The sequence below is a fragment of the Actinomycetospora callitridis genome, from assembly GCF_028737265.1.
Taxonomy (GTDB): Bacteria; Actinomycetota; Actinomycetes; order Mycobacteriales; family Pseudonocardiaceae; genus Actinomycetospora; species Actinomycetospora callitridis.
Genome location: NZ_JAQZAK010000001.1, coordinates 1,163,168 through 1,184,745 on the forward strand (window position 1 = coordinate 1,163,168; position 21,578 = coordinate 1,184,745).

24 protein-coding genes and 1 pseudogene are annotated in these 21,578 nt (G+C 74.6%); 14 read left to right on the plus strand and 11 right to left on the minus strand.

Annotated elements, in window-relative coordinates; all coding sequences use genetic code 11:
* The first annotated feature begins 13 nt into the window (after positions 1 to 13).
* From PH191_RS05610 to PH191_RS05630, 5 genes are all read left to right on the plus strand, one after another.
* Positions 14 to 1,255 (plus strand): NAD(P)/FAD-dependent oxidoreductase, encoded by a 1,242-nt coding sequence (locus tag PH191_RS05610; RefSeq protein ID WP_274193597.1) that lies wholly within the window; start codon positions 14 to 16, stop codon positions 1,253 to 1,255.
* The gene (locus PH191_RS05615; protein ID WP_420791754.1) at positions 1,249 to 2,001 is read left to right on the plus strand and encodes a DUF1365 domain-containing protein; all 753 of its coding nucleotides are present in this window, start codon (positions 1,249 to 1,251) and stop codon (positions 1,999 to 2,001) included. Before PH191_RS05610 ends, PH191_RS05615 begins: the two co-directional genes overlap by 7 nt.
* Before the next feature lie 69 nt (positions 2,002 to 2,070).
* Positions 2,071 to 2,598, plus strand: coding sequence for a GNAT family N-acetyltransferase (locus PH191_RS05620; protein WP_274193599.1), 528 nt, complete (start codon positions 2,071 to 2,073; stop codon positions 2,596 to 2,598).
* Positions 2,599 to 2,602: 4 nt separating this feature from the next.
* Positions 2,603 to 3,193 (plus strand): HhH-GPD-type base excision DNA repair protein, encoded by a 591-nt coding sequence (locus PH191_RS05625; RefSeq protein ID WP_274193600.1) that lies wholly within the window; start codon positions 2,603 to 2,605, stop codon positions 3,191 to 3,193.
* 88 nt (positions 3,194 to 3,281) lie between these two features.
* Entirely contained in the window at positions 3,282 to 3,707 is a 426-nt protein-coding gene (locus PH191_RS05630) for a DUF3099 domain-containing protein (RefSeq protein WP_274193601.1), read from the plus strand.
* A gap of 58 nt (positions 3,708 to 3,765) precedes the next feature.
* On the opposite strand, the gene PH191_RS05635 is transcribed toward PH191_RS05630, so the two are convergent.
* A complete protein-coding gene (locus PH191_RS05635; RefSeq protein WP_274193602.1) occupies positions 3,766 to 5,514 on the minus strand; it encodes a DUF1996 domain-containing protein in 1,749 nt (582 codons plus the stop codon).
* Positions 5,515 to 5,553: 39 nt separating this feature from the next.
* Entirely contained in the window at positions 5,554 to 6,810 is a 1,257-nt protein-coding gene (locus PH191_RS05640) for a hypothetical protein (protein ID WP_274193603.1), read from the minus strand.
* Positions 6,811 to 6,970: 160 nt separating this feature from the next.
* Here PH191_RS05640 and PH191_RS05645 point away from each other — a divergent pair, with 160 nt between their 5' ends.
* Positions 6,971 to 7,219 carry a DUF3039 domain-containing protein gene (locus PH191_RS05645; protein WP_328308869.1) on the plus strand — a complete coding sequence of 83 codons (249 nt, stop codon included), beginning with the start codon at positions 6,971 to 6,973 and terminating at the stop codon, positions 7,217 to 7,219.
* 120 nt (positions 7,220 to 7,339) lie between these two features.
* The gene (locus PH191_RS05650) at positions 7,340 to 9,067 is read left to right on the plus strand and encodes a DEAD/DEAH box helicase (protein WP_274193604.1); all 1,728 of its coding nucleotides are present in this window, start codon (positions 7,340 to 7,342) and stop codon (positions 9,065 to 9,067) included.
* A gap of 400 nt (positions 9,068 to 9,467) precedes the next feature.
* Here the strand turns inward: PH191_RS05650 and PH191_RS05655 are convergent, their stop codons facing one another.
* Complete coding sequence (locus PH191_RS05655) at positions 9,468 to 9,662, minus strand: DUF7455 domain-containing protein (protein ID WP_274189263.1); 195 nt, start codon at positions 9,660 to 9,662, stop codon at positions 9,468 to 9,470.
* 319 nt (positions 9,663 to 9,981) lie between these two features.
* On the opposite strand from PH191_RS05655, the gene PH191_RS05660 reads away from it, so the two are divergent.
* Positions 9,982 to 11,343 (plus strand): type I glutamate--ammonia ligase, encoded by a 1,362-nt coding sequence (locus PH191_RS05660; protein WP_274193605.1) that lies wholly within the window; start codon positions 9,982 to 9,984, stop codon positions 11,341 to 11,343.
* 9 nt (positions 11,344 to 11,352) lie between these two features.
* On the opposite strand, the gene PH191_RS05665 is transcribed toward PH191_RS05660, so the two are convergent.
* The 4 genes and pseudogenes from PH191_RS05665 to PH191_RS05680 form a co-directional block, all read right to left on the minus strand.
* Positions 11,353 to 12,135, minus strand: a complete 783-nt coding sequence (locus tag PH191_RS05665; protein ID WP_274193606.1) for an inositol monophosphatase family protein — start codon at positions 12,133 to 12,135, stop codon at positions 11,353 to 11,355.
* Between the two features lie 43 nt (positions 12,136 to 12,178).
* Positions 12,179 to 12,469 (minus strand): hypothetical protein, encoded by a 291-nt coding sequence (locus PH191_RS05670; protein ID WP_274193607.1) that lies wholly within the window; start codon positions 12,467 to 12,469, stop codon positions 12,179 to 12,181.
* 41 nt (positions 12,470 to 12,510) lie between these two features.
* Positions 12,511 to 12,861, minus strand: coding sequence for a gas vesicle protein GvpJ (gene gvpJ, locus PH191_RS05675; RefSeq protein ID WP_274193703.1), 351 nt, complete (start codon positions 12,859 to 12,861; stop codon positions 12,511 to 12,513).
* Between the two features lie 259 nt (positions 12,862 to 13,120).
* Positions 13,121 to 14,524, minus strand: a pseudogene (locus PH191_RS05680) (RNA polymerase sigma factor); the annotation flags it as partial.
* Between the two features lie 277 nt (positions 14,525 to 14,801).
* Between PH191_RS05680 and PH191_RS05685 the strand changes: the two are divergent.
* Positions 14,802 to 15,626, plus strand: a complete 825-nt coding sequence (locus tag PH191_RS05685) for an inositol monophosphatase family protein (protein WP_274193608.1) — start codon at positions 14,802 to 14,804, stop codon at positions 15,624 to 15,626.
* Here the strand turns inward: PH191_RS05685 and cei are convergent.
* Positions 15,623 to 16,279, minus strand: a complete 657-nt coding sequence (gene cei, locus PH191_RS05690) for an envelope integrity protein Cei (protein ID WP_274193609.1) — start codon at positions 16,277 to 16,279, stop codon at positions 15,623 to 15,625. The two genes, PH191_RS05685 and cei, sit on opposite strands and share 4 nt — an antisense overlap.
* A gap of 389 nt (positions 16,280 to 16,668) precedes the next feature.
* Between cei and PH191_RS05695 the strand changes: the two genes are divergently transcribed.
* The gene (locus PH191_RS05695; RefSeq protein WP_133825164.1) at positions 16,669 to 16,971 is read left to right on the plus strand and encodes a DUF4193 domain-containing protein; all 303 of its coding nucleotides are present in this window, start codon (positions 16,669 to 16,671) and stop codon (positions 16,969 to 16,971) included.
* Here PH191_RS05695 and PH191_RS05700 read toward each other — a convergent pair whose 3' ends face one another.
* Positions 16,972 to 17,481, minus strand: a complete 510-nt coding sequence (locus PH191_RS05700) for a DUF3093 domain-containing protein (protein WP_274193610.1) — start codon at positions 17,479 to 17,481, stop codon at positions 16,972 to 16,974.
* A 25-nt stretch (positions 17,482 to 17,506) separates the two neighbouring features.
* On the opposite strand from PH191_RS05700, the gene dut reads away from it, so the two are divergent.
* The 4 genes from dut to PH191_RS05720 all read left to right on the plus strand — a co-directional run bounded on the left by dut (position 17,507) and on the right by PH191_RS05720 (position 20,172).
* Positions 17,507 to 18,004 carry a dUTP diphosphatase gene (gene dut / locus PH191_RS05705; protein WP_274193611.1) on the plus strand — a complete coding sequence of 166 codons (498 nt, stop codon included), beginning with the start codon at positions 17,507 to 17,509 and terminating at the stop codon, positions 18,002 to 18,004.
* Entirely contained in the window at positions 18,001 to 18,735 is a 735-nt protein-coding gene (locus PH191_RS05710) for a DUF3710 domain-containing protein (protein WP_274193612.1), read from the plus strand. Before dut ends, PH191_RS05710 begins: the two co-directional genes overlap by 4 nt.
* A 122-nt stretch (positions 18,736 to 18,857) precedes the next feature.
* Positions 18,858 to 19,232, plus strand: a complete 375-nt coding sequence (locus PH191_RS05715; protein WP_274189274.1) for an OB-fold nucleic acid binding domain-containing protein — start codon at positions 18,858 to 18,860, stop codon at positions 19,230 to 19,232.
* Positions 19,233 to 19,404: 172 nt separating this feature from the next.
* Entirely contained in the window at positions 19,405 to 20,172 is a 768-nt protein-coding gene (locus PH191_RS05720; RefSeq protein WP_274193613.1) for a DUF3159 domain-containing protein, read from the plus strand.
* Here the strand turns inward: PH191_RS05720 and PH191_RS05725 are convergent.
* Together PH191_RS05725 and PH191_RS05730 are read right to left on the minus strand one after the other, a co-directional pair.
* Positions 20,169 to 20,840: a potassium channel family protein gene (locus PH191_RS05725; protein WP_274193614.1), complete on the minus strand. Its 672-nt coding sequence runs from the start codon at positions 20,838 to 20,840 to the stop codon at positions 20,169 to 20,171. The genes PH191_RS05720 and PH191_RS05725 overlap by 4 nt on opposite strands.
* 25 nt (positions 20,841 to 20,865) lie before the next feature.
* On the minus strand, positions 20,866 to 21,534 hold the full coding sequence (locus PH191_RS05730; protein WP_274193615.1) for a potassium channel family protein: 669 nt from the start codon (positions 21,532 to 21,534) through the stop codon (positions 20,866 to 20,868).
* Between the last annotated feature and the right edge of the window lie 44 nt (positions 21,535 to 21,578).

Consider the following 21,578-nt stretch of genomic DNA (forward strand, 5'->3'; position numbering starts at 1 on the left):
GTGAGGAGCAGGCATGCGGGAGCGGGTCGCGGTCATCGGTGCGGGGGTCTCGGGACTCACCGCGGCCTACCTGCTCCAGCGGCGGTACGACGTCACCCTGTTCGAGGCGGAAGGTCGTCTCGGCGGGCACGCGCACACCCACGAGCTCGACACCGTCGCGGTCGACTCCGGGTTCATCGTCCACAACGACGTCACCTACCCGAACCTGCTGCGGCTGTTCTCCGAGCTCGGGGTCGCGACGCAGGACTCCGAGATGAGCATGAGCGTCCGCGACGAGGCCACCGGCCTCGAGTACGCGGGCGCCCGGGGCGTGCAGGGTCTCTTCGCCCAGCCGCGCAACCTCGCGAACCCGCGCTACCTGCGGATGCTCGGCGAGGTCCTGCGCTTCCACCGCCAGGCCCGCGCGGTGGTGGACGGATCGTCGCCGCTCGCCGAGAACGTCACGTTCGGCGAGTTCCTCGACGCCGGCGGCTACTCGCCCTACTTCGTCGAGACCTTCGCGGTGCCGGTGGTGTCCGCGGTCTGGTCGTCGGGGCCGGAGCTCTCGCGGCAGTACCCGGCGCGCTACCTGTTCACGTTCCTCGCGAACCACGGCATGCTCTCGATCGGCGGTTCGCACCGCTGGCGAACCGTCGTCGGCGGCTCGCGCACCTACGTCGAGCGGGCCGCGAAGGGCCTGTCGGCGGTGGAGGTGTCGACGCCGGTCCGGGCGGTGGTGCGCAGCGGGGACGAGGTGCGCGTCCGCGACGACGCCGACGTCGAGCGCCGCTTCGACCGCGTCGTCGTCGCCACCCACGCCCCGGACGCGCTGCGCCTGCTCTTCGCGCCGACCGCCGAGCAGGTCTCGGTGCTCGGGGCCTTCCGCTACTCGCCCAACGAGACCCTGCTGCACACCGACACCTCGGTGCTCCCGCGCGCCGAGGGGGCCCGGGCGTCGTGGAACCTGCTGCGCGTGCCGGGGGAGTCGAAGGTGCTGGTCAGCTACGACATGACGCGGCTGATGCGGTTGCCCGGACTCGAGACCTACGTCGTCACCCTCAACGCGACCGACCGGATCGACCCGTCGAAGGTCATCGCCCGCATGGACTACGAGCACCCCGCCTACACCCCGGAGTCGGTCGCGGCCCAGAACCGGTTGCCGGGCCTGAACGACGACCGGATCGCCTTCGCCGGCGCGTACCAGGGCTGGGGCTTCCACGAGGACGGTTGCGCCTCGGGGGTGCGCGCCGCCGCCGCCCTCGGCGTGACGTGGTGAGCTGGCTCTACGAGGCCGAGGTCGGGCACCAGCGCCGCGAGGGCCTCGACGACGCCTTCACCCACCGGCTGTACCTGTGGCTCGTCGACCTCGACGACCTGCCCCGCCTGCCCGCGCCGCTCCGGCCGTTCGCGCGGTTCCGGGCCGCCGACCACATCGGGCACCCCGACCGCACGATCCGCGAGAACCTCGACGCGTTCCTCGCCGCGCGGGGGATGGAGCGGCCCGCGCGGGTCCTCATGCTCGCCCACGCCCGCGTGCTCGGGTGGGTGTTCAACCCGATCACGCTCTACTGGTGCCGCGACGCCGACGGCGCGCTCGTCGCCGTCGTCGCCGAGGTGCACAACACCTACGGCGGGCGCCACCACTACCTGCTCGACGTCTCCGACGACCCGGAGGCCGGCCGCGCCCGCGTCGACAAGGACTTCTACGTCTCGCCGTTCTTCCCCGTCGACGGCGAGTACCGGATGCGCGTGCCGGAGCCGGGGGAGACGCTCTCGGCGACGATCGTGCTGCGCCGCGAGGGCGGGACGGCGTTCGTCGCCACGCTGCGCGGCCGGCGGCGCCCCGTCACGGCGCGCACGGTGCTCGCCGCCGTCCTGCGGCACCCGGCGGTGACGCTGCGCGTATCGGCGGCCATCCGGCACCGGGGCCTCCGGTTGTGGGCCCGCGGCCTGCCGGTGATCGCCCGCCGTCCCGTCGACACCGGGCGCGGGCTCGATCAGCTCGCCCCGACCCGGCGCTGAGGCGGTTACTGGCTGGTAGCGCTCGCTCGGCGAGCGATACCAGCCAGAAGGCAGGCACACTGCCTCGCCGTGACCGCTCCGCTCACCATCCGCGTCGCCGAGGCCGCCGACGTGGACTCCCTGCTCGCCCTCGTGCACAGCGCCTACCGGGGTCCGTCGGGCCGCGAGGGCTGGACGTCCGAGGCCGACCTCATCGACGGCCCGCGCACCACCCGCGAGCTGCTCGCCGCCGACGTGGCCGACCCGTCGATCTCCGTGCTCGTCGCCGGCGACCTGCTCGGCTGCGCCGCCGTCACCCACGAGGCCAGCGCGTCGACGGCGTCGTTCGGCCTGTTCGCGGTGCGGCCCGGTCTCCAGGGCGGGGGCGTCGGGTCGGCGCTCCTCGCCGCGGCCGAGGACCACGCCCGCGAACGGGGTGCGACGGTCATGGAGATGCTCGTCATCGACCGCCGCGAGGAGCTCATCGCCTGGTACGAGCGCCGGGGCTACGCGCGCACGGGGGAGACCCGCCCGTTCCCCTACGGCGCGGAGGGCGTGGGCGAGCCGCGGGACGACGACTTCAGGTTCGCCGTGCTCGCCAAGAATCTGGGACGCTGACCCGGTGCCCGACCTGACCCTCGCGCAGGACGCCGACGCCGACGCGGTCCTGAGCTCGAACCCGCTCGCGCTGCTCATCGGCATGCTGCTCGACCAGCAGTTCCCGATGGAGCGCGCGTTCGCCTCGCCCGCCCTGCTCACCGAGCGCCTCGGCGGCCCGCTCACGGCCGCCGGGATCGCCGAGTACGACACCGAGGCCCTCGTCGCCGCGTTCACCGGCCCGCCGGCGCTGCACCGCTACCCGCGCTCGATGGCCGAGCGGGTGCAGGCGCTGTGCCGGACGATCGTGGCCGACTGGGGCGGCGAGGTCGAGCGCCTCTGGACGGACGCCGCCGACGGGCGCACGGTGCTCGCGAACCTGCAGTCGCTGCCCGGCTTCGGCAAGCAGAAGGCGCAGATCTTCACGGCGCTGCTCGGCAAGCAGTGCGACGTGCGCCCGGAGGGCTGGCGCGAGGCCGCGGGCTCGTACGGCGACGACGGCTCGCGCCGCTCGATCGCCGACGTCGTCGACCCCGTCACGCTCGGCGAGGTGCGCGAGTTCAAGCAGGCGCAGAAGAAGGCGGCCAAGGCCGCGAAGGCCGACGCGCCCTCCTGATCGCCCCCAGGTGGCGCCCGGGGCGCCCAGGGTTGACTCTGATGGGTGCGGGCACCCGCGCAAGAGCGGTGCCGAGGAGGCGACGAGCGTGAACCGACGTCAGGACGACGACGGGCCGATCCTGATCACTCAGGCCCAGGTCTCGTACGACGAGGAGTTCGCGGCGCGCAAGAAGCGCTATTCGCTGATCATGGCGTGCCGCATCCCGTGCCTCATCCTCGCCGGGGTCTTCGGCATCGCCTTCCAGTGGCCCTGGGTCGCGGTCGCGTTCATCGTGCTGTCGGTGCCGCTGCCGTGGGTCGCGGTGCTCATCGCGAACGACCGCCCGCCGAAGAAGGCCGAGAAGGCCAACCGCTACCGCAAGAGCCACCGCGAGCTCGACAGCGTGCCCGACGCGCAGATCATCGAGGCCGCCGAGGTGCTCGACCGGCGCGACCAGCGCACCGAGTGGCCCCGCCAGTCCCAGCAGGACGGCCCGGCCCACGAACCACCGCGCACGGGCACCGGGGGCTGATCCTCGCCTCGGCGCGTCCCGGACCGTGACGTCCGGACGGTCGATGTCCTGACCCGCGTCAGGTGCCCTGCACGATCGGGATGCGCACGGGCGCGACCTGCGGGGCGCTGCGCGGCAGGGGCGTGACGCCCGGCAGCGGTCCCAGCCCGCCGGCGGGAGCCGGGAGGCGCGGCACGGACGGGTGCTGCTCCGGCGCGGCGTCGCCGTTGCCGTCGTGCGCCGTGCCGTCGTGCGCCGTGCCGTCGTGTGGCGTGCCGTCGGGCGCCGGTACCGCGGGCCGCGGCTGGTGGGCGTTCGCGTGGGTGGCGAGGGCGTGCACGAACGTCCGCGAGCGCGGCACCTGGTCGACGATGTCGGTGGACCCCGCGGCCGCGGCGTCCTCGGAGGGACCCTGCACGCAGCGCCGCGCGCTGTTGATGCAGTCCGCGCCCTCCTCGGCACGGCGCTCGGAGGACAGGTACTCCAGCAGCGCGTGGTCGGTGATCGGGTTGTGGCGCTGCTCGGGGAAGCTGTCGATGGCGAACTGGCGCCCGGGCGGCGGGTCCTCGTAGGTCACCGTGATCCGCAGCGCCGGCACGGGGATGAGGTCCTCGTCGCACTCGCCGTTCTCGTCGGGGTACCGGATGTGGGTGGCGTGGTCCTCCGAGTCGAGGTCCTGGCCGTTCCAGCAGCTCGGGAAGTCGTAGACGCGCTGCAGCGACGACCCCTCCGGGCACATCGGGTAGAGGTCGGTCATGCGCTGACCCGACCCGGTGCAGGTGAACTTGGCGTTGCTGCCCTCGCCCCCGGTGGTGGCGGCCTTGGCCGACCCCGTGACCAGGGCGATGTTCAGCGGCATCGGCTCGGTGCGCCGCGTGCCGTGCCCGTGGAACGTGTAGTCGACCGACGACGGCTCGATGAACGACCCGACGTTGCCGTCGAGGCTGCCCCCGTCGGCCCCGACGTCCGGCCCGACGCCGCGGAGATCCCGCAGCACCGGCCAGAAGATGGGGGAGCGGTCGCCGTTCGTGCAGGTCGTGGAGGACTCCTCGAGCGTCTCGTCCTCCGAGGCGAAGTTGGTGCCCTCGTTGCCGGCGTAGTCGTGGGTGTGCTGGGCGCCGTTGCGCACGCCCGGGGCGATGATGAAGTTGTCGGAGTTGTGGTGCGCGCTCATCGCGCACCGGATGCTGTAGCTGCCGCCGGAGAACACGCCGCCCTCGCCGCGCCGGCCCACCGAGCGGACGTTCTGGATGTCCACGAACTCCTCGGCGCTGGGGCGGCCCGCCTTGTCGCGGTCGGGGAACTGCTCGGCGTCCTCCCCGCCGGCGCCGGCGCCGGCGCCACCACCGCCACCACCGCCGCCACCGCCCTGACCCCCACCGCCCTGACCCCCACCGGCCTGGCCCCCGCCGCCCTCCTCCTCGTCCTGCCCGCCGTCCTCCTGATCGGAGCCACCGCCGGAACCCGAGCCCGAGTCCTCCTCGGAGCCGGAGCCGGAGCCGGAGCCGGAGCCGGAGCCGGAGTCGTCGGAGTCGTCGGAGTCGTCGGAGCCCGACCCGGACCCGGAGTCACCGGAGCCCTCGTCGTCCTCGGCGACCGCGACCAGGCCCCCGTGGGAGACCAGCGGCGTCCCGGCGCCGGCCAGGACGCCGATGACCATGCTCGCGACGGCGAGCACGGCGAGCAGGAGCACCGGGACACGGCGGGGACCGCGGGCGGGGCGCTCGAGCGTGTCCCACGGGCTCGCGGGCGTCTCCGCGTCCGCCTCCGCCCGCACCTGCGTGCCCCGCCGCACCCGGGGCGAGCGCCCCCACCGCGACCCGCTCATGACCCTCCGTCCGACACCCCGGCCTCCGCGTCGCGGACGCTAGCCGCGGCCCGCGCGGCCCGGTGGCGCTTTCGCGGAACTCGTGGCGCGAGACCGGACCGGGCCCGACCAGGGGTCGCCGCCCGGAGGCGCGGGGTGCGGCCACGGCCCCGTGCCCGGGCGGGCCTGCCGGACGATCGGCACGGGTCCCGACCAGGGTCCCGACCGTGGTCTCGGCCCGGCGCGGACCGCGGGTGCCGGGCCGGGCGGCATGTCGAGCACACGCACCGGCCCCGAGGCCGGATCGAGCGGGTGCGGACGTGCGCCACCCCGGCGGGCGTCCGCGGGCCTCGGCGGCGCCAGGGGGCGGATCTCGGTGCGCTCCGGGTCGTCACCGCCGGTGGTGACGAGGGCCGGCGGCCCCCAGCCGTCGTTCCTCGCGGGCCGGACCGGCACCAGCGCCGGGACGCCCCGCCGCAGGTCGAGCAGCGGCGTCCAGGGCCAGTACTCCTCGAGGCGGCGGCACCGGGCGCACCCCAGCCCCAGCACGAGGCCGAACACGAGGTGCCCGACGAGCGAGAGGAGCACGGTGGCCGGCGTCAGCGGGAACATCTGCTGCTGCCCGCGCGGGGCCAGCGCCACCGTGGCGACCAGGCCCGTCCACACGGGGAAGACCGCGAACGTCACCGACGCCGCGACGGTGGCGCGCGCGCCCCACCGGCGCAGCCCGGTGGCGGCGACGAGCACGAAGAACGCGACCCCGATGCCGCCGCCGTCGCCGACGTAGCGCCACAGGTAGCCCACGACCGCGCCGACCACCGGGGACCCGGGGCCGGCGGCGGAACCGGAGCCGAGGATCCACGTGCCCACGCGCGGGATGAAGTCGCCCCACCAGCCCAGCAGGTAGACGGTGTCCAGGCGCACCGCGTCGTAGACCAGCGTCGCCAGCACCCCCCACATCGCCCCGGAGAGCAGCAGCCGCTCCTCGCCGGAGGGGGAGAACACGCCGAGCAGCAGGGTGACCAGCGTCAACGGCACCACGAGCAGGCCGGCCGTCACGTTCATCGGGGCGATCCCGAACACGTGCGCGGAGATTGCGAGCAGCGGCAGCGCGGCCACGAGGAGGTGCAGGCCCAGCCGGAGCAGGCGCGCGCGGTGCTCGGCGACGAAGGCGTGGACGGCCTCGAATCGCGACCCCGGGCCGTCGGGCAGCTCGCCGGCCAACTCGTCGGACGGCCAGGGGGCGGGCGGCCGGGCCAACGGACGCGCCACGCCGGGACGAGCGAGGGGATGGGCCGACCGGGCCGGCTCGGCCATGAGCACTCCTCCTCGACCGGGGACGGGTGCGCTCACCGTGACAGCCCGGTCGGCGGTGTGGGTGCCGTTCGGTGCGATCCGCCCCCGGCGTCCGGGGACTCTGCGCGACGGGCCTCCCGGCGTGCCCCCACCGTCGGGGTCGTGGGGCATCATGGAGCCCATGAGCCAGACCACCGTGCTTCCCGACACCCGGCCCCAGGGGACCGACCGCACGGGTGACGACGACCCGAAGATGTTCCACTACGTCCGGAAGAACAAGGTCGCCGAGTCGGCGGTCACCGGGTCGATGGTGGTGGCCCTCTGCGGCGAGACCTTCCCGGTCACGCGCTCGCCCAAGCCGGGCTCGCCCGTCTGCCCGGCCTGCAAGGAGATCTTCAGCAAGATGCGGCCCGGCGACGACGGCGAGTAGGTCCCTCCGGACCCCCTCCGACGGCCGCCCCGGAACCGGGCCGCCGTCGTCCCCGTCCGACGTCTGCCCGGAGGGCCCTTGACCACCCGTACGACCGGTAGCCCGACCAGTACGGACACGGTGGCGGCACGGCCGCTGCGCACCTGGCAGCGCCGTGCGCTGACCCGGTACCTCACCGACCGCCCCAAGGACTTCCTGGCGGTCGCGACGCCCGGCGCGGGCAAGACCACGTTCGCGCTGAGGGTGGCGGCCGAGCTGCTCGGCGACCGCTCCGTCGACACGGTGACGATCGTCTGTCCCACCGAGCACCTCAAGCACCAGTGGGCCGAGGCCGCCGGTGCCGCGGGCCTCGCGATCGACCCCGAGTTCTCCAACGCCGTCGGGCGCACGTCGACCGACTTCCGCGGTGTCGCCGTGACGTACGCGCAGGTCGCCGCGCACCCCGTGCTGCACATGAACCGCACCGAGGGCCGGCGCACCCTGGTGATCTTCGACGAGATCCACCACGCGGGCGACGCCAAGTCCTGGGGCGAGGCGACCCGCGAGGCGTTCGCGGGCGCGACGCGCCGGCTGGCGCTGACCGGGACGCCCTTCCGGTCCGACGACAACCCGATCCCGTTCATCGCCTACGAGCCCGACAGCGTCGGCGTGCTGCGCTCGCGCGCCGACCACTCCTACGGCTACGCCGACGCGCTGGCCGACGGGGTCGTCCGCCCGGTCGTCTTCCTCGCGTACTCGGGCCAGGCGAGCTGGCGCACCAGCGCGGGCGAGGAGATGACCGCGCGGCTCGGCGAGCCCCTCACCGCCGAGCAGAACGCCCGCGCCTGGAAGACCGCGCTCGACCCCAAGGGCGAGTGGATGCCGGCGGTCCTCCAGGCCGCCGACACCCGCCTGACCCAGCTGCGCGGCGGGGGCGTCCCCGACGCCGGCGGGCTCGTGATCGCCACCGACCACACCACGGCGAAGGCCTACGCCGCGCTGCTGCGCCGCATCGCGGGCGAGGAGCCCGTCGTCGTGCTCTCGGACGACCCGAAGGCCTCCGGGCGCATCGCGGAGTTCGGGCGCACGAACGAGCGCTGGCTCGTGGCCGTCCGGATGGTGTCCGAGGGCGTCGACGTCCCGCGGCTGGCCGTCGGCGTCTACGCCACCAGCGCTTCGACGCCGCTGTTCTTCGCGCAGGCCGTCGGCCGCTTCGTCCGGTCCCGGCGGCCGGGGGAGACGGCGAGCGTCTTCCTGCCCAGCGTGCCGTCGCTGCTCACGCTGGCCAGCGAGCTCGAGGTGCAGCGCGACCACGTGCTCGGCCAGCCCCACCGGCCGAAGGAGGGCTGGGAGGACGACCTCCTCGAGGCGGCCAACCGCACCGAGGACGAGCCGGGCGAGCAGGAGAAGGCGTTCGAGTCGCTGTCCGCCGAGGCCGAGCTCGACCAGCTGATCTACGACGGGTCGTCCTTCGGCACCGCGGCCGGCGCGGGCTCCGCCGAGGAGCAGGACTACCTCGGGCTGCCCGGGCTCCTCGAGCCCGACCAGGTACGGGCGCTCCTGCGCCGGCGCCAGAGCGAGCAGCTCGACCGCGGGGAGGAGTCGGCAGCGCCGGCGCCCGCGGCGGCGGCCCCGGAGCCGTCCCCGTCGTCGGTCCGCGAGTTCCGCCGCGACGTCGGCGTGGCCGAGCGGCTCAAGGAGCTCCGGCGCGAGCTGAACGCCCTCGTCGCCGCGCACCACCACCGCACGGGCAAGCCGCACGGGGCCATCCACGGCGACCTGCGGAAGTACTGCGGGGGGCCGGCGACGCCCATGGCGTCGCTCGAGCAGATCGAGGAGCGCATCGCCACGCTGCGGTCCTGGCGCTGATCTCTACGCAGAGTGTCTGATCCTTAACCTGTGCTACACATCACACTCCGTGGCGAGGGGGCGCTGTCGCGGTCGTCGCGGTCCGACATCCCGGCGTCACGCCGTTCACCGGAGCGTCACGATGCCGAGGGGCCCGGCTCGCCGGGCGGAGCGGGCGCGGAGCGAAGCAGCTGGACCGGGGACGCGGACCGGACGCCCGGTTCTCCCGACCGCGGAGCGGACCGCATGATCGCGGTCCGGGGCGGGGCCCGCGCCGGTCCGGGGGAGCCCGCCGGTGGCGGCCGGAGCACGACGCCCGACCCCGCACACGACGACGGGCGAGGACCCTGAGGTCCTCGCCCGTCGTGGTCTCGATCTGAGGCTGTGGTCTTCTGCGAAGAAGTCGCTGGTCAGGTGGCCGTCATGCGCTCTCACCGGCCTGGACGTCCACCGACAGCTCCTTCAACTTGGCCTCGTGGGCCCGGGCGTGGTGCCCGCAGAAGAGGAGTTCTCCACCGGAGGGCAGTACGGCGCGGACCTTGGCCGCTGCACCGCAGCGGTCGCAGCGGTCCGAGGCGGTGAGTTCTGGCCGGGTCAGGGTGCCGGGCATCGTCATCTCCCTCCGTCGGGGTCCGTGACTCTCGTCCCGGGCCCGCGAGATCCGGTCATGCGACCGTCCCTCCACTGTGTCAGACGCTGCCCGCGACCGCTCGTGTTCACGCGCCGCTTTGTCATCCGTCACGAACCGCTCATCGGAGGTGGAGAACCGTTCGTTCCGGGGTAGGGGCGAGGACCACCCGTTGGTGAGTCGATCTCGAGCGACGAGTGGTGACGGCGCCCCGCCGCTCCCCGCTGCCCCCGTCGGTCACGGCGGGTCCGTCGGGGTCGCCCACTAGCCTGTGGCCACCACACCGGGACGGTGACAGGAGACTGCGGTGGGCGACACGGCGGAGCGGGCGAGCGAGCTCGTCGAACAGCTGCGGGGCGTGGGCGTCGCCGGCGTCACCGTGGCGTGGTGCGACAACAACGGCATCCCGCGCTCCCGGACGGTGCCGGTGGCGTCGCTGCCCCAGGTCGCCGAGACCGGCATCGGCGTGAGCACCGTGTTCGCGATCTTCAACACGAACGACGGCATCCAGTACGGCGCGCCGGGGCGCGAGACGCCGTCGGGCGACGTGCGCCTGGTGCCCGACCTCGACCGTCTGACGCCGCTCGCGGGCCAGCGGGGCATGGCGTGGGCCCCGGGCACCCAGGTCGACGTGGACGGGTCGCCGTGGCCGTGGGACCAGCGCTCCCTGCTCGCGGCGACGGTCGACGGGCTCGCCGAGCGCGGCTACACCGCTCTGGTCGGCTACGAGATGGAGTTCGCGGTCTCCGCGCCGAGCCCCGACGGCGCGGTGGTGCCCGCCTACCGGGGTCCGGCGTACAGCCCGCACGGCCTGCTCGAGATCGACGCGTTCGCCACCGACGTGCTGCGCGACGCCGAGGCCAACGGGCTGCGCATCGGGCAGTTCCACGCCGAGTACGGGCCGGGGCAGGTCGAGCTCTCGCTCGGCGCGACCGACCCCGTCCGGGCCGCCGACGAGCAGCTCCTGGCCCGCCAGACCGTCCTGGCCGCCGCCGCGCGCCACGGACTGCGCATCAGCTTCGCGCCGCTGCCGTCGCTGCAGCTCGCGGGCAACGGCTGGCACGTCCACAGCTCGCTGTGGCGCGACGGCGTCAACCTGCTCGCCGGCGGCCCCGAGGGGCCCGGCACGGCCGGCAGCGGCTACATCGCGGGCCTCCTGCGCGACCTGCCGGCGCTCGCCGCCGTCACCGCGCCCTCGATCGGCTCGATGGCGCGGCTGCGGCCGGGCTTCTTCGCGGGCGCCTACGGCTTCTGGGGCATCGAGAACCGCGAGGCCCCGGTCCGCTACGTCGTGGGCTCGCCGCTGCTCGGCGCGGACCACGCCAACGTCGAGCTCAAGGTCTCCGACGCCTCGGCGAACCCGTACCTCGCCCTCACCGCGCTGCTGACCTCGGGCGTGGCCGGCGTCGAGGAGAACCTCGTCCCGCCGTCCCCGATCGCCGCGGACCCCGGCACCTGGAAGAAGAAGGAGCGGGCCGCCGCGGGCGTCGAGAAGCTGCCCACGACCCAGGCCGACCAGGAGGCCGCACTGCTCGCGAACCCCCGCATCACCGAGGCCCTGGGCACCGAGCGGCTCGGGGCGTTCCTCGAGGTCCGGCGCGCGGACGCCGCCTGGGCGGCCGAGCGCGAGCCCGAGGACGTCCTCGCCGCCTGGCGCTGGCGCTACTAGACGGGCCCGCTACCGGGCGAGCAGGACGTCCAGGATCGCCTCGTGGGCGGCCGGGCGGGCGATGAGCAGGTCGGGGGAGTACGGGTCCTCGGCGCCGAAGGGCAGCGGGGAGCCGTCGAGGCGGGTGACGCGCACGCCCGCGCCCTCGGCGACCGCGGCGGGCGCCGCGTTGTCCCACTCGTACTGCCCGCCCGAGTGCAGGTAGGCGTCGACGAGGCCGTCGACGACGGCCAGGGTCTTCACGCCCGCCGCGGACATCGCCACGGTGCGCACGGGGAACGCCGCCGCGAGCCGGCGCAGCTCCATCGGGGGCCGTGAGCGGCTGACGGTGACCGACAGCCCGGCCTCGGGGTCGACGGGGGTGTCGGGCAGCGGCCGGACGGTGGCCGAGTCGGCGAGCTCGCCGCGGGCGGGCAGGGAGACCGCGCCGGCGACCAGCGTGCCGTCGACCACCAGCGCGACGTGCACCCCCCACTCGTCCCCGCCGCGGCCGTAGCCGCTCGAGCCGTCCAGCGGGTCGACGATCCAGAGCCGGTGCGCCCCACGGCGCGGCGCGGGGTCCTGGGTGCCCTCCTCGGAGAGCACCGTGTCCTCGGGCCGGTGACGGGTGAGCGCGCCGATCAGGTAGTCGTGCGCCTCGGCGTCGCCGCGGTACTCCCGCTCGCGGCCTGCCGACGTGTCGTCGCGCAACGTCATCAGCAGGTCGCCGGTGGCCTCGGCGAGCTCCCGGGCCAGCGCGGCGTCCTCGGCGACGGTGGGCTCGTCCGATGGCAGATCCCTCGCGGCACTCACCCCCCGATCCTGCCCGACGCCGCGCGGCGTCACCCGGTGGGGATCAGCCGCCCTCGGCGGCGGTGAGGACACCGGCCAGCTCGTGCAGCACCGCGGCCCGCGCGTCGTCCGACCCCGGGGCCGTGTCGTCGCGCTGGTCGAGCAGCAGGCGGGCGAGGCTCGCGAGGCTGATGACCTGCGCGGCGAACTCCTCGGGCCCGGCCAGCTCGCCGAGGAGGGCGCCGACCGCCGGGAGGTCGTTCGCGTCCATGCCCTGGATCAGGGCCACCGAACGGCGGTGGACCTCGGCGGGATCGGGGGCGGGCAGGCCGTCGGCGGCGGGATCGGGATGCACGCCGCCAGCATCCCAGCCGGGGACGGGCGCCCGCCGAGGGCTCAGCGCTTGCCGCGGAACTCCCGCCACTTCTCCTGGCCGGCGTCGAGGACCCCCTTGGTGATCCCCTTCGCGGCGCCGTGGGTGACGCCCTCGGTCATCTTCTTGGGCAGCTCGTCGAGGCCGACGCCGCCCTTCGCGTGCAGGTCGAGACGGTTGGTGGCCTCGGCGAAGCGCAGGTAGGTGTCGACGCTGGCCACGACGATGCGGGCGTCGATCGTGACGATCTCGACGCCCACGAGCGAGATCTTGGCGAAGACGTCGATGACCAGGCCCTTGTCGAGGATCAGGTCGAGGACTTCGGCCAGCCCGCCCTGGGGGGAGCGACGAACGCCGCCCGACGCCGGGCTCATGGTCACGACCGGGAGTCTAGGAACCCGGCTCCTGCGGGGCCATCGACCGGACGGCCCCGAGATCGCCGTCGTGCGGACGATCTCCCCGGGCGCGTCAGGACCGCGATGGAGTGCTGTCTCCCGGCGAGGGGGTGGAGCGAGGGACCCCTTCGCTGCCTCCTACGCAGCCAGGGTGACCCTCGCTGCCCCCACCTCGCGCCCCCGGACACGACGACGGCCCCCGAGCGAGCCGGAACTCGGGGGCCGTCGCAGTGAGCGTCTAGTCCAGGTAGTCGCGCAGGACCTGCGAGCGCGACGGGTGGCGCAGCTTCGACATCGTCTTCGACTCGATCTGACGGATGCGCTCGCGCGTCACGCCGTAGACCTGGCCGATCTCGTCGAGGGTGCGCGGCTGGCCGTCGGTGAGGCCGAAGCGCAGGCGGACCACGCCGGCCTCGCGCTCGGAGAGCGTCGCGAGGACCGACTGCAGCTGGTCCTGCAGCAGCGTGAAGGACACCGCGTCGACGGCCACCACGGCCTCGCTGTCCTCGATGAAGTCACCGAGCTGCGAGTCGCCCTCGTCGCCGATCGTCTGGTCGAGCGAGATGGGCTCCCGGGCGTACTGCTGGATCTCCAGCACCTTGTCCGGGGTGATGTCCATTTCCTTGGCCAGCTCTTCAGGAGTGGGCTCGCGCCCGAGGTCCTGGAGCAGCTCACGCTGTATGCGGCCGAGCTTGTTGATGACCTCGACCATGTGCACCGGGATGCGGATGGTGCGGGCCTGGTCGGCCATCGCGCGGGTGATGGCCTGGCGGATCCACCACGTCGCGTAGGTCGAGAACTTGTAGCCCTTGGTGTAGTCGAACTTCTCGACCGCACGGATCAGGCCGAGGTTGCCCTCCTGGATCAGGTCCAGGAACGCCATGCCGCGGCCGGTGTAGCGCTTGGCCAGCGACACGACCAGGCGGAGGTTGGCCTCGAGCAGGTGGGACTTGGCGCGCTCGCCGTCGCGGACGATCCACCGCAGGTCGCGCCGCATCTGCGTCGCGAGCTCCTGCTGGGCCTCGGCGACCTTGCGCAGCCGCTCGGAGGCGTAGAGGCCGGCCTCGATGCGCTTGGCGAGCTCGACCTCCTCCTCGGCGTTGAGGAGGGCGACCTTGCCGATCTGCTTGAGGTAGGCGCGGACCGAGTCGGCCGAGGCGGTGAGCTCGGCGTCCTTGCGCGCCTGGCGCAGCGCCTCGGACTCCTCCTCGTCCCAGACGAAGTCGCCGGACTTCTTGTCCTCCTCGGTGGGCTCCTCGGTCTCGACCTCGGTGGCCTCGACGACCTCGGCACCGAGCACGACGACGTCCTCGGTGAGCTCCGAGGCGGCGGCCTCGAGCTCGGTGCCCTCCAGGCCCTCGAGGTCGGCGCCCTCGGGCTCGTCGGCGGCGCCGTCGGCGTCCTCCGCACCCTCGGGGGCGTCGGCCTTCGCCGCGCCCTTGCCCTTGGCCGGGGCGGCCTTCTTGGTGCCCTTGGCGGAGCGGGTGGCCTTCTTCGCAGGGGCCGTCGCGGGCGCCTCCGCATCCTCGGGAGCCGCGACCACACCGACCGGGCCCGCAGGGGCCTCGGCGGGGTCGGCGGCGTCGGAGACGCGGCGTCGGGTTGCGGACTTTGCGGCTGCCACAGACGACCTTTCGTGACGAACGGCTGCACGGCGGTGGGATCGACGGGCCGGGCCGCCGGAGGGCCACCCGGAAGGGGGAGGGGTACGCCAAGGTCCCCGTCCCCCGGGTGTACCGCCTCGGCTCACCATCCATTGTAACGAGCGTCGGGCGAGTCCGTCGCACCTCACAGGTCCGACGACGGACGAGTCCTCGTCGCGGCCGGTCACGGGATCGATTCCGAGCGTCCGCACGGGCGCCCCGGCCCGTGGTCCGGGCGTCGCCGGGCCGCCACCTGCGTGTGGTCGGATGCTCCTCATGGACTCCCCGCTGCACGAGGAGGTGCTCGAGGGTCTCGCCGTGACGATCGCCCGCGAGACCGCCGCCCTGGCCCTCACGGTGCGCGAGCGGGCCGTCGCCGACCCCGGCCGGCTGGACACGAAGAGCTCGGCCACCGACGTCGTCACCGAGGGCGACCGGGCCTGCGAGGCCCTGGTCCGCGAGCGCCTGGCCACCGCCCGTCCCGACGACCTCGTGCTCGGCGAGGAGGGCGGCACCAGCGGCACGCCGGCCCCGGGCCAGGTCCGCTGGATCGTCGACCCCATCGACGGCACCGTGAACTACACCCACGGCCTGCCCTGGTTCTCGGTCTCGATCGGGGCCGAGGTGGACGGGGTCGTCGTCGCCGGCGCGGTGGTGGAACCGGTCTCGGGGCGGGTGTGGCGCGCGGCGCGGGGCCACGGCGCCTTCCGTGACGACGTGCCGTTGCGGGCCTCGGCCCTGGAGGACCTGCGCCTCGGCGTGGTCGGGACGGGACTGAACTACGACCCGGCCCGCCGCGGGCGCCAGGCGGCGGTGCTCGCCCGGATCGCGACGTCGGTCGGGGACGTGCGTCGCACCGGGTGCGCCTCGCTCGACCTCTGCGCGGTGGCCGCGGGCTGGCTCGACGGCTTCTACGAGCACGGTCTGCAGCCCTGGGACGTCGCGGCCGGGTCGCTGATCGCCGAGGAGGCCGGGGCGGTCGTGCGCCTGCCGGGCCGCAGTGAGGACGGGCTGGGGGACGAGGCGACCCTCGCCGCCCCGGCCGGGATCGTGGCCGCGCTCGTCGCGCTGCTCGCCGCCGAGGGGGCCGGGGAGATCTAGGAGCTGCAGTCGACCGTGCGCAGGGCGGTCAGCGTGGCGGCGTCGGGCGTCGGGGCCGGGGCGCCCGAGCCGTCGGTGGCCGTCTGGCGGCCCAGCGCCCGCAGGGCCTCGGTGACGGGCTGGCCGGGGGAGATGTCGCGGAAGTCGTCGCCGAGCGCCAGGTCGACCTCGCTGCCGGTGCGGCCGTCGGACACGAGCTCGGCGCACGGCACCACGAGGCTCACCGTGCGGGCCGCGGAGGCGCCCTCGGGCCCGTAGCGGATCTGCCCGACGCACGAGAGGTCCTGCGCGGGGTAGAAGGGGTCGTTGTCGGGCGGGGCCGCCTCGGCGATGCCCAGCTCGCCGAGCTCGGCGGCCGCCAGCTGGGCCTGCCCGCGCTGCCCGGCGCCGTTGAGGACCTTCACGCGCACGTCGCCGGGCGCGGCGGCCTGCTGGTCGTCCAGCGCGTCGGAGGCCTGCGGTGCGCCCGCCCCCGCCACCGGCGAGGCGTTGCAGGACGTCACCGAGCCCGCCGTGGAGTTGGTGAACACGATGGTCCAGGTGACGATGCTCGCCACCGCCAGCACGGCCACCAGAACCGTGGCCGGCACCATGTTGCGCCGCCGGTAGACGTCGCGGACACGTGACGTGCCCGCCTTGAACGTGCCGACCACCGACGCCCCTTCCCGCCCCGACGCGGCGAGAGACCTCGGCCCGCCGCGTCGGGGCCAGAGTAGTGGTCCCCCTGCGCGACCGACCCCGGCCGCGGCCCGGCGTGGCGGGGACGGCGGGGAAGGGGTCGTGGACGTGCGGGTTGCCGGGTCGTGTCCGTTCCGCCGCGCCGCTGACACCGGGGCCGGCTGACCGGGCGGGGTCGCGTGGGTTACCCTCCCGCCGCTCCGCAGCCTCTGCGCGGACGTCGCGTTCGTCCGCGCCGGGTCACCCCGGTGAGACCCGGGTCACTTTCCCGGTCCGGCACAAACGGCCGTCCTCCCGCGTTGTGCTGCCGCACGACAGATGTACCTCCGGCAGCAACCGGGCAAGACCGAGGGTGGGACACCGCATGGCGACCGACTACGACGCGCCGCGCCGCAACGAGACCGACGAGATGGGTGAGGACTCCCTCGAGGAGCTCAAGGCCCGGCGCAACGAAGCGCAGTCCGCCGCCGTCGACGTCGACGAGACCGACACCGCAGAGAGCTTCGAGCTCCCCGGGGCCGACCTCTCCGGCGAGGAACTGACGGTCCGCGTACTGCCCAAGCAGGCTGACGAGTTCACCTGTGGAAGCTGTTTCCTCGTCCATCACCGCAGCCGCCTCGCCGACCAGCGAGGAGGCCTCTTCATCTGCCGCGACTGTGCGGCGTGATCACCGGAGCGCCGCGATCAGGTGCTCCGGACGACGGGTGGAGATGACCCAGTAGGGGGTGGGGTCGTCCGGGTCGAGCACCTCGATCCGGACGACGGGCCCCACCCAGGGACGGTGCAGAACGAACGCCTGCGGGTCGAGCTGGGGGCCGAGTGCCTCCCGCTTGGCCTCGCCGGTGACGACGTCGACCCGTCCGACGAACGACACCGGGAGATGGGCCTCGCCGGCGCGCAGCTCGCGCGCGGCCCGGTCGGCCCCTCCCGACGGCGTGCCGACCCCGACACGCACGCGGCCCAGCCAGATCAGCACGGCCGCCGCCAGCGGCAGCAGGAGCACGTAGGGCAGCCAGGAGCGCACGCCGGGATAGCCCATGTGCAGCTCGGCCGCCAGGAGCACCGCGATCAGCAGCGCGGGCGGCCACCACCACCAGGGCACCGTCAGGCGCTCGTCGTGGTCGGCCCCGTCTCCGGGGCCCGCGTCGGATCCCGGTGAGGGCCGTGGGGAGCTCACGACACCCAGAGTAGTCTCGCGCGCCGTGGTGCAGGTCGACCTCGTCCGCCTCGATCCCGGGCTCCCCGTGCCGGCGCAGGCCCGTCCCGGTGACGCCGGCACGGATCTCGCAGCCGCCCACGACGTGACCCTCGCTCCCGGCGAGCGCGCCCTCGTGGGCACCGGGATCGCGCTCGTGCTCCCCGAGGGCTACGCGGCGTTCGTGATGCCCCGCTCGGGGCTCGCCGTCCGTGAGGGCATCGGGCTGCTCAACGCGCCCGGCACGATCGACGCCGGGTACCGCGGCGAGGTCAAGGTGTGCCTGGTCAACCACGACCCGGCCCGCACGGTGAGCCTGCGGCGCGGTGACCGCGTCGCCCAGCTCGTCGTCCAGCGGGTGGAGGAGACGGTGTTCCGGGTCCTCGAGGGCGTCGACGACGTCGAGGCCCTGGCCGCGCACGCGCCGTCGGCCCGGGGGGAGGGCGGCTTCGGATCGACCGGGGTCGCCGGCGGGGGACGTCGTACGGAAGGAGACCAGCGGTGAGCGAGGACGTGCGGGGTGGGCGTCACCGGCAGCGCGCGGGGCGGGTGGCCCAGGTCGGCGTCGCCGCCGACCCCGCGGGGCGCCGTCACCACCAGCGACAGGGCCCGTGGGACGCCGAGGAGGCGCCGCGCGACGGCCGGCTGCGCCTGGACCTCGGCTCGGTGCAGCTGCCCGTGCCCCGAGGGGCCCGTCTCAAGGCCGAGCCCGACCCCTCCGGCCCGCTGCGGGCGGTGCACGCGATGGTCCCCGAGGGCCGGCTGACGGTCAGCGCCTTCGCCGCGCCGCGCACCGGTGGCCTCTGGCCCGAGCTGGTGGAGGAGCTCGCCGCCCAGCTCCAGAAGGAGGGCGCGACGATCCGGCGCGACCGCGGGGAGTGGGGCCGCGAGCTCGTGGCCCGCAACGGCACCACCGTGGCGCGGGTCATCGGCGTCGAGGGACCCCGGTGGATGCTGCGCGGCGTCGGCACCGGGCCGGTCGAGCACGCCCTCAAGCTGCACGGGCTCCTGCGCGAGATGCTCCGCGGCACGGTCGTCGTCCGCTCGTCGGACGCGCTGCCGGTGCGCTCGCTGCTGCCGCTCGACGTGCCCGAGGACGTGCCCGAGGAGTTCGCCGACTCGCTGGTCGAGTCGATGCCCACCAAGCCCCGGCAGATCACCCGGCCCGAGGGTCCGGTGATCCCGATGATGCTGCCGCAGCGGCCCGGGGCGGGCACCTCACCGGGCCGCAGCTGAGCAGGTCGTGAGCTGCGGGACACGGGCGACCGATCGCACACGACAGGACTATTCTCGGGAGCAGTCCGCGGCCGACGGCGCCCGATCGAGGCGACGTCCGCGGTGACGGCACAGGAGCGGTCATGAGCGCCGAGAGCGGATTCCTGCGACGCATGGTCCGTCGGCTCACCTCCGACGTCGGCGACCTCGACGCGGACGACCTGTCCGCCGAGGCCGTCCGGTCCGGGTGCAACCGTGCCTGCGACTCGAGCACGGGCGAGGCGGTGACCGTCAAGGGCCGCCTGCGCTCGGTGGAGATCTGTCCGCGCGGCTCGGTGGCCACGCTCGAGGCCGAGCTCTTCGACGGCACCGACGGCGTCACCCTGGTGTGGCTGGGACGCCGCCGGATCCCGGGCATCGAGCCGGGTCGCACCGTGCGCGCCAGCGGCCGGGTGGCGGTCCGGGACGGGCGGAAGGTCATCTACAACCCGTACTACGAGCTCCAGCGGACGCACTGAGTACCGTGGTCCCACCGGCCGTCGGCCGGTGCGGGACGCCCCGCCCGGGCCGTCCGCCGTCCTCCGGGAGACCGCCATCCGACCCGAGACGCGCCCCTCCGATCCCGGCCCGGCGTCCGACCCCGCCGGCCCGGCCGAGCCGATCGACCCGCCCACGGGTCCCGTGCGCGGTGTGGGTGCCCCGCGCCGCGAGGAGCCGGAGACCGAGGCCCTGGGCACGCCGGTGGTGCGCGACGAGGCCCGCGACGAGGCTCCCGACGACCCCGATCCGGATGCGGACGACGCCCCCGCGCCCCGCAACCCCACGCTGCTCGACCAGATGGGCGGGATGTCGGGGATCGTGGCCTCCGGCGTCCCGGTGGTCGTGTTCGTCGTGGCCCAGGCCGTCGCCGGCAACCTCGTCGCGTCGATCGTCGCGGCGGTCGCGTCCGCGCTCCTGGTGGCCGGCTGGCGGCTCACGCGCGGCGAGGCGGTCCAGCCCGCCCTGTCCGGCCTGCTCGGCGTCGCGGTCTGCGCGTTCGTCGCCTGGCGCACGGGCGAGGCCAGGGGCTTCTTCCTGCTCGGCATCTGGACGAGCCTGATCTACGGCGGCGTCTTCCTGCTGTCGGTGATCGTCCGGCGACCGCTGGTCGGGGTCATCTGGCACCTCGTCAACGGCGAGGGCCAGGCCTGGCGCCGGGACGTCGCGGTGCGCCGCGCGTTCGACATCGCCTCGCTCGCCTGGGTCGTCGTGTTCGGGGCGCGCTTCGTCGTCCAGCGCTGGCTCTACGACTCCGTCTACGCCGACACCTGGCTGGGCTGGGTCCGCATCGCGATGGGCGTGCCGCTGGCCGCCGTCGCCGCCGCGGTCACGGTGTGGGCGGTCCGGCGCAGCCGCCGGGCCCACACCCACGGCCGGTCACGACCCGAGACCCGGCCCCACTCCCGACGGGCCCGCTAGCTCGCCTCCGGTCGGCCCTTGAGGACGCGCTGGATCTCCTCCTCGAGGTCCTCCGAGGCGACGAACATCAGCTCGTCGCCCGGCTCGATCGGGTCGTCGGGCTGCGGGACGATCACGCGGCCGCCGCGCAGGATCGCGACGAGGGCGGCCTCGCGGGGCAGGGGCACCTCGCGCACGGCGCGCCCGGCCAGCGGGGTGTTGGGCGGCAGGGTGACCTCGACGAGGTTCGCGGTGCCCTGACGCAGCGTCATCAGGCGCACGAGGTCGCCGACGGACACGGCCTCCTCGACCATCGCCGCGAGCATGCGCGGGGTGGACACGGCGACGTCGACGCCCCAGGCGTCGGTGAACAGCCACTCGTTGCGCGGGTCGTTCACGCGGGCCACGACGCGGCGCACGGCGAACTCGGTCTTCGCGAGCAGGGAGACGACGAGGTTGACCTTGTCGTCGCCGGTCGCCGCGATGACGACGTCGCAGCCCTGCACGCGGGCCTCCTCGAGGGAGGCCAGCTCGCAGGCGTCGGCGTGCACCCACTCGGCCTGCGGGACGGCCTCGGGCTCGACGTGGGTGAGGTCGCGCTCGATGAGCATCACCTCGTGCTCGGCCTCGACGAGCTCGGCGGCGATCGAACGGCCGACCGCCCCGGCGCCGGCCACGGTCACACGCATCGGTCGTCCCTCCCGGGCACCCGTATCACTGCTCCGCCCTCTCCGGTGACGCCGCCGCCGCGGCGGTGACCGCGGCCACCGTGCCGCTGACCGCGGCCGTGTACACGACATCCTCCGCCTGCAGGACCGTCTCCGGGGTGGTGAGCACGCCGGTGCCGAACCGGACGATGAAGGCCACGCGGCTGCCCGTGGCCTCCTCGAGCTCGGTGACCGGCCGGCCCGCCCAGTCCTCGTGGAAGTGCACCTGCATGATCGCGACGGTGCCCGACGGGTCGCGCCAGGCCGTGGCCACGCCGTCGGGCAGCAGCATCCGCAGGAAGCGGTCGGTGGTCCACGGCACCGTGGCGACGGTGGGGATGCCGAGGCGCTCGTAAACCGCGGCGCGCTTGGCGTCGTAGATGCGGGCGACGACGTGGGCGACGCCGAAGGTCTCGCGGGCCACGCGCGCGGCGATGATGTTGGAGTTGTCCCCGGAGGAGACCGCCGCGAACGCCTCGGCGCGGTGGATGCCCGCGGCCGTCAGCGTCTCGCGGTCGAAGCCGGTGCCCACGACCTCCTGGCCGTGGAAGTCGCTGCCGAGGCGGCGGAACGCCTGGGCGTCGCGGTCGACCACGGCCACGTCGTGGCCCAGCCGCTCCAGGGCCAGGGCGAGGGAGGACCCCACGCGCCCGCAGCCCATCACGACGATGTGCACGCCGCCTCCCCGATCCTCGCTCGGCCGCGCCGGAACATCCCCGG

What these genes read in the sequence shown, in the direction of transcription:
- PH191_RS05725 (WP_274193614.1), bottom strand. Translation starts at nt 20,840, where the DNA reads ATGCGTGTGACCGTGGCCGGCGCCGGGGCGGTCGGCCGTTCGATCGCC.
- PH191_RS05715 (WP_274189274.1), top strand. Translation starts at nt 18,858, where the DNA reads ATGAGCGCCGAGAGCGGATTCCTGCGACGCATGGTCCGTCGGCTCACC.
- PH191_RS05610 (WP_274193597.1), top strand. Translation starts at nt 14, where the DNA reads ATGCGGGAGCGGGTCGCGGTCATCGGTGCGGGGGTCTCGGGACTCACC.
- PH191_RS05685 (WP_274193608.1), top strand. Translation starts at nt 14,802, where the DNA reads ATGGACTCCCCGCTGCACGAGGAGGTGCTCGAGGGTCTCGCCGTGACG.
- PH191_RS05645 (WP_328308869.1), top strand. Translation starts at nt 6,971, where the DNA reads ATGAGCCAGACCACCGTGCTTCCCGACACCCGGCCCCAGGGGACCGAC.
- PH191_RS05635 (WP_274193602.1), bottom strand. Translation starts at nt 5,514, where the DNA reads ATGAGCGGGTCGCGGTGGGGGCGCTCGCCCCGGGTGCGGCGGGGCACG.
- PH191_RS05640 (WP_274193603.1), bottom strand. Translation starts at nt 6,810, where the DNA reads ATGGCCGAGCCGGCCCGGTCGGCCCATCCCCTCGCTCGTCCCGGCGTG.
- PH191_RS05655 (WP_274189263.1), bottom strand. Translation starts at nt 9,662, where the DNA reads ATGACGATGCCCGGCACCCTGACCCGGCCAGAACTCACCGCCTCGGAC.
- PH191_RS05695 (WP_133825164.1), top strand. Translation starts at nt 16,669, where the DNA reads ATGGCGACCGACTACGACGCGCCGCGCCGCAACGAGACCGACGAGATG.
- gvpJ (WP_274193703.1), bottom strand. Translation starts at nt 12,861, where the DNA reads ATGAGCCCGGCGTCGGGCGGCGTTCGTCGCTCCCCCCAGGGCGGGCTG.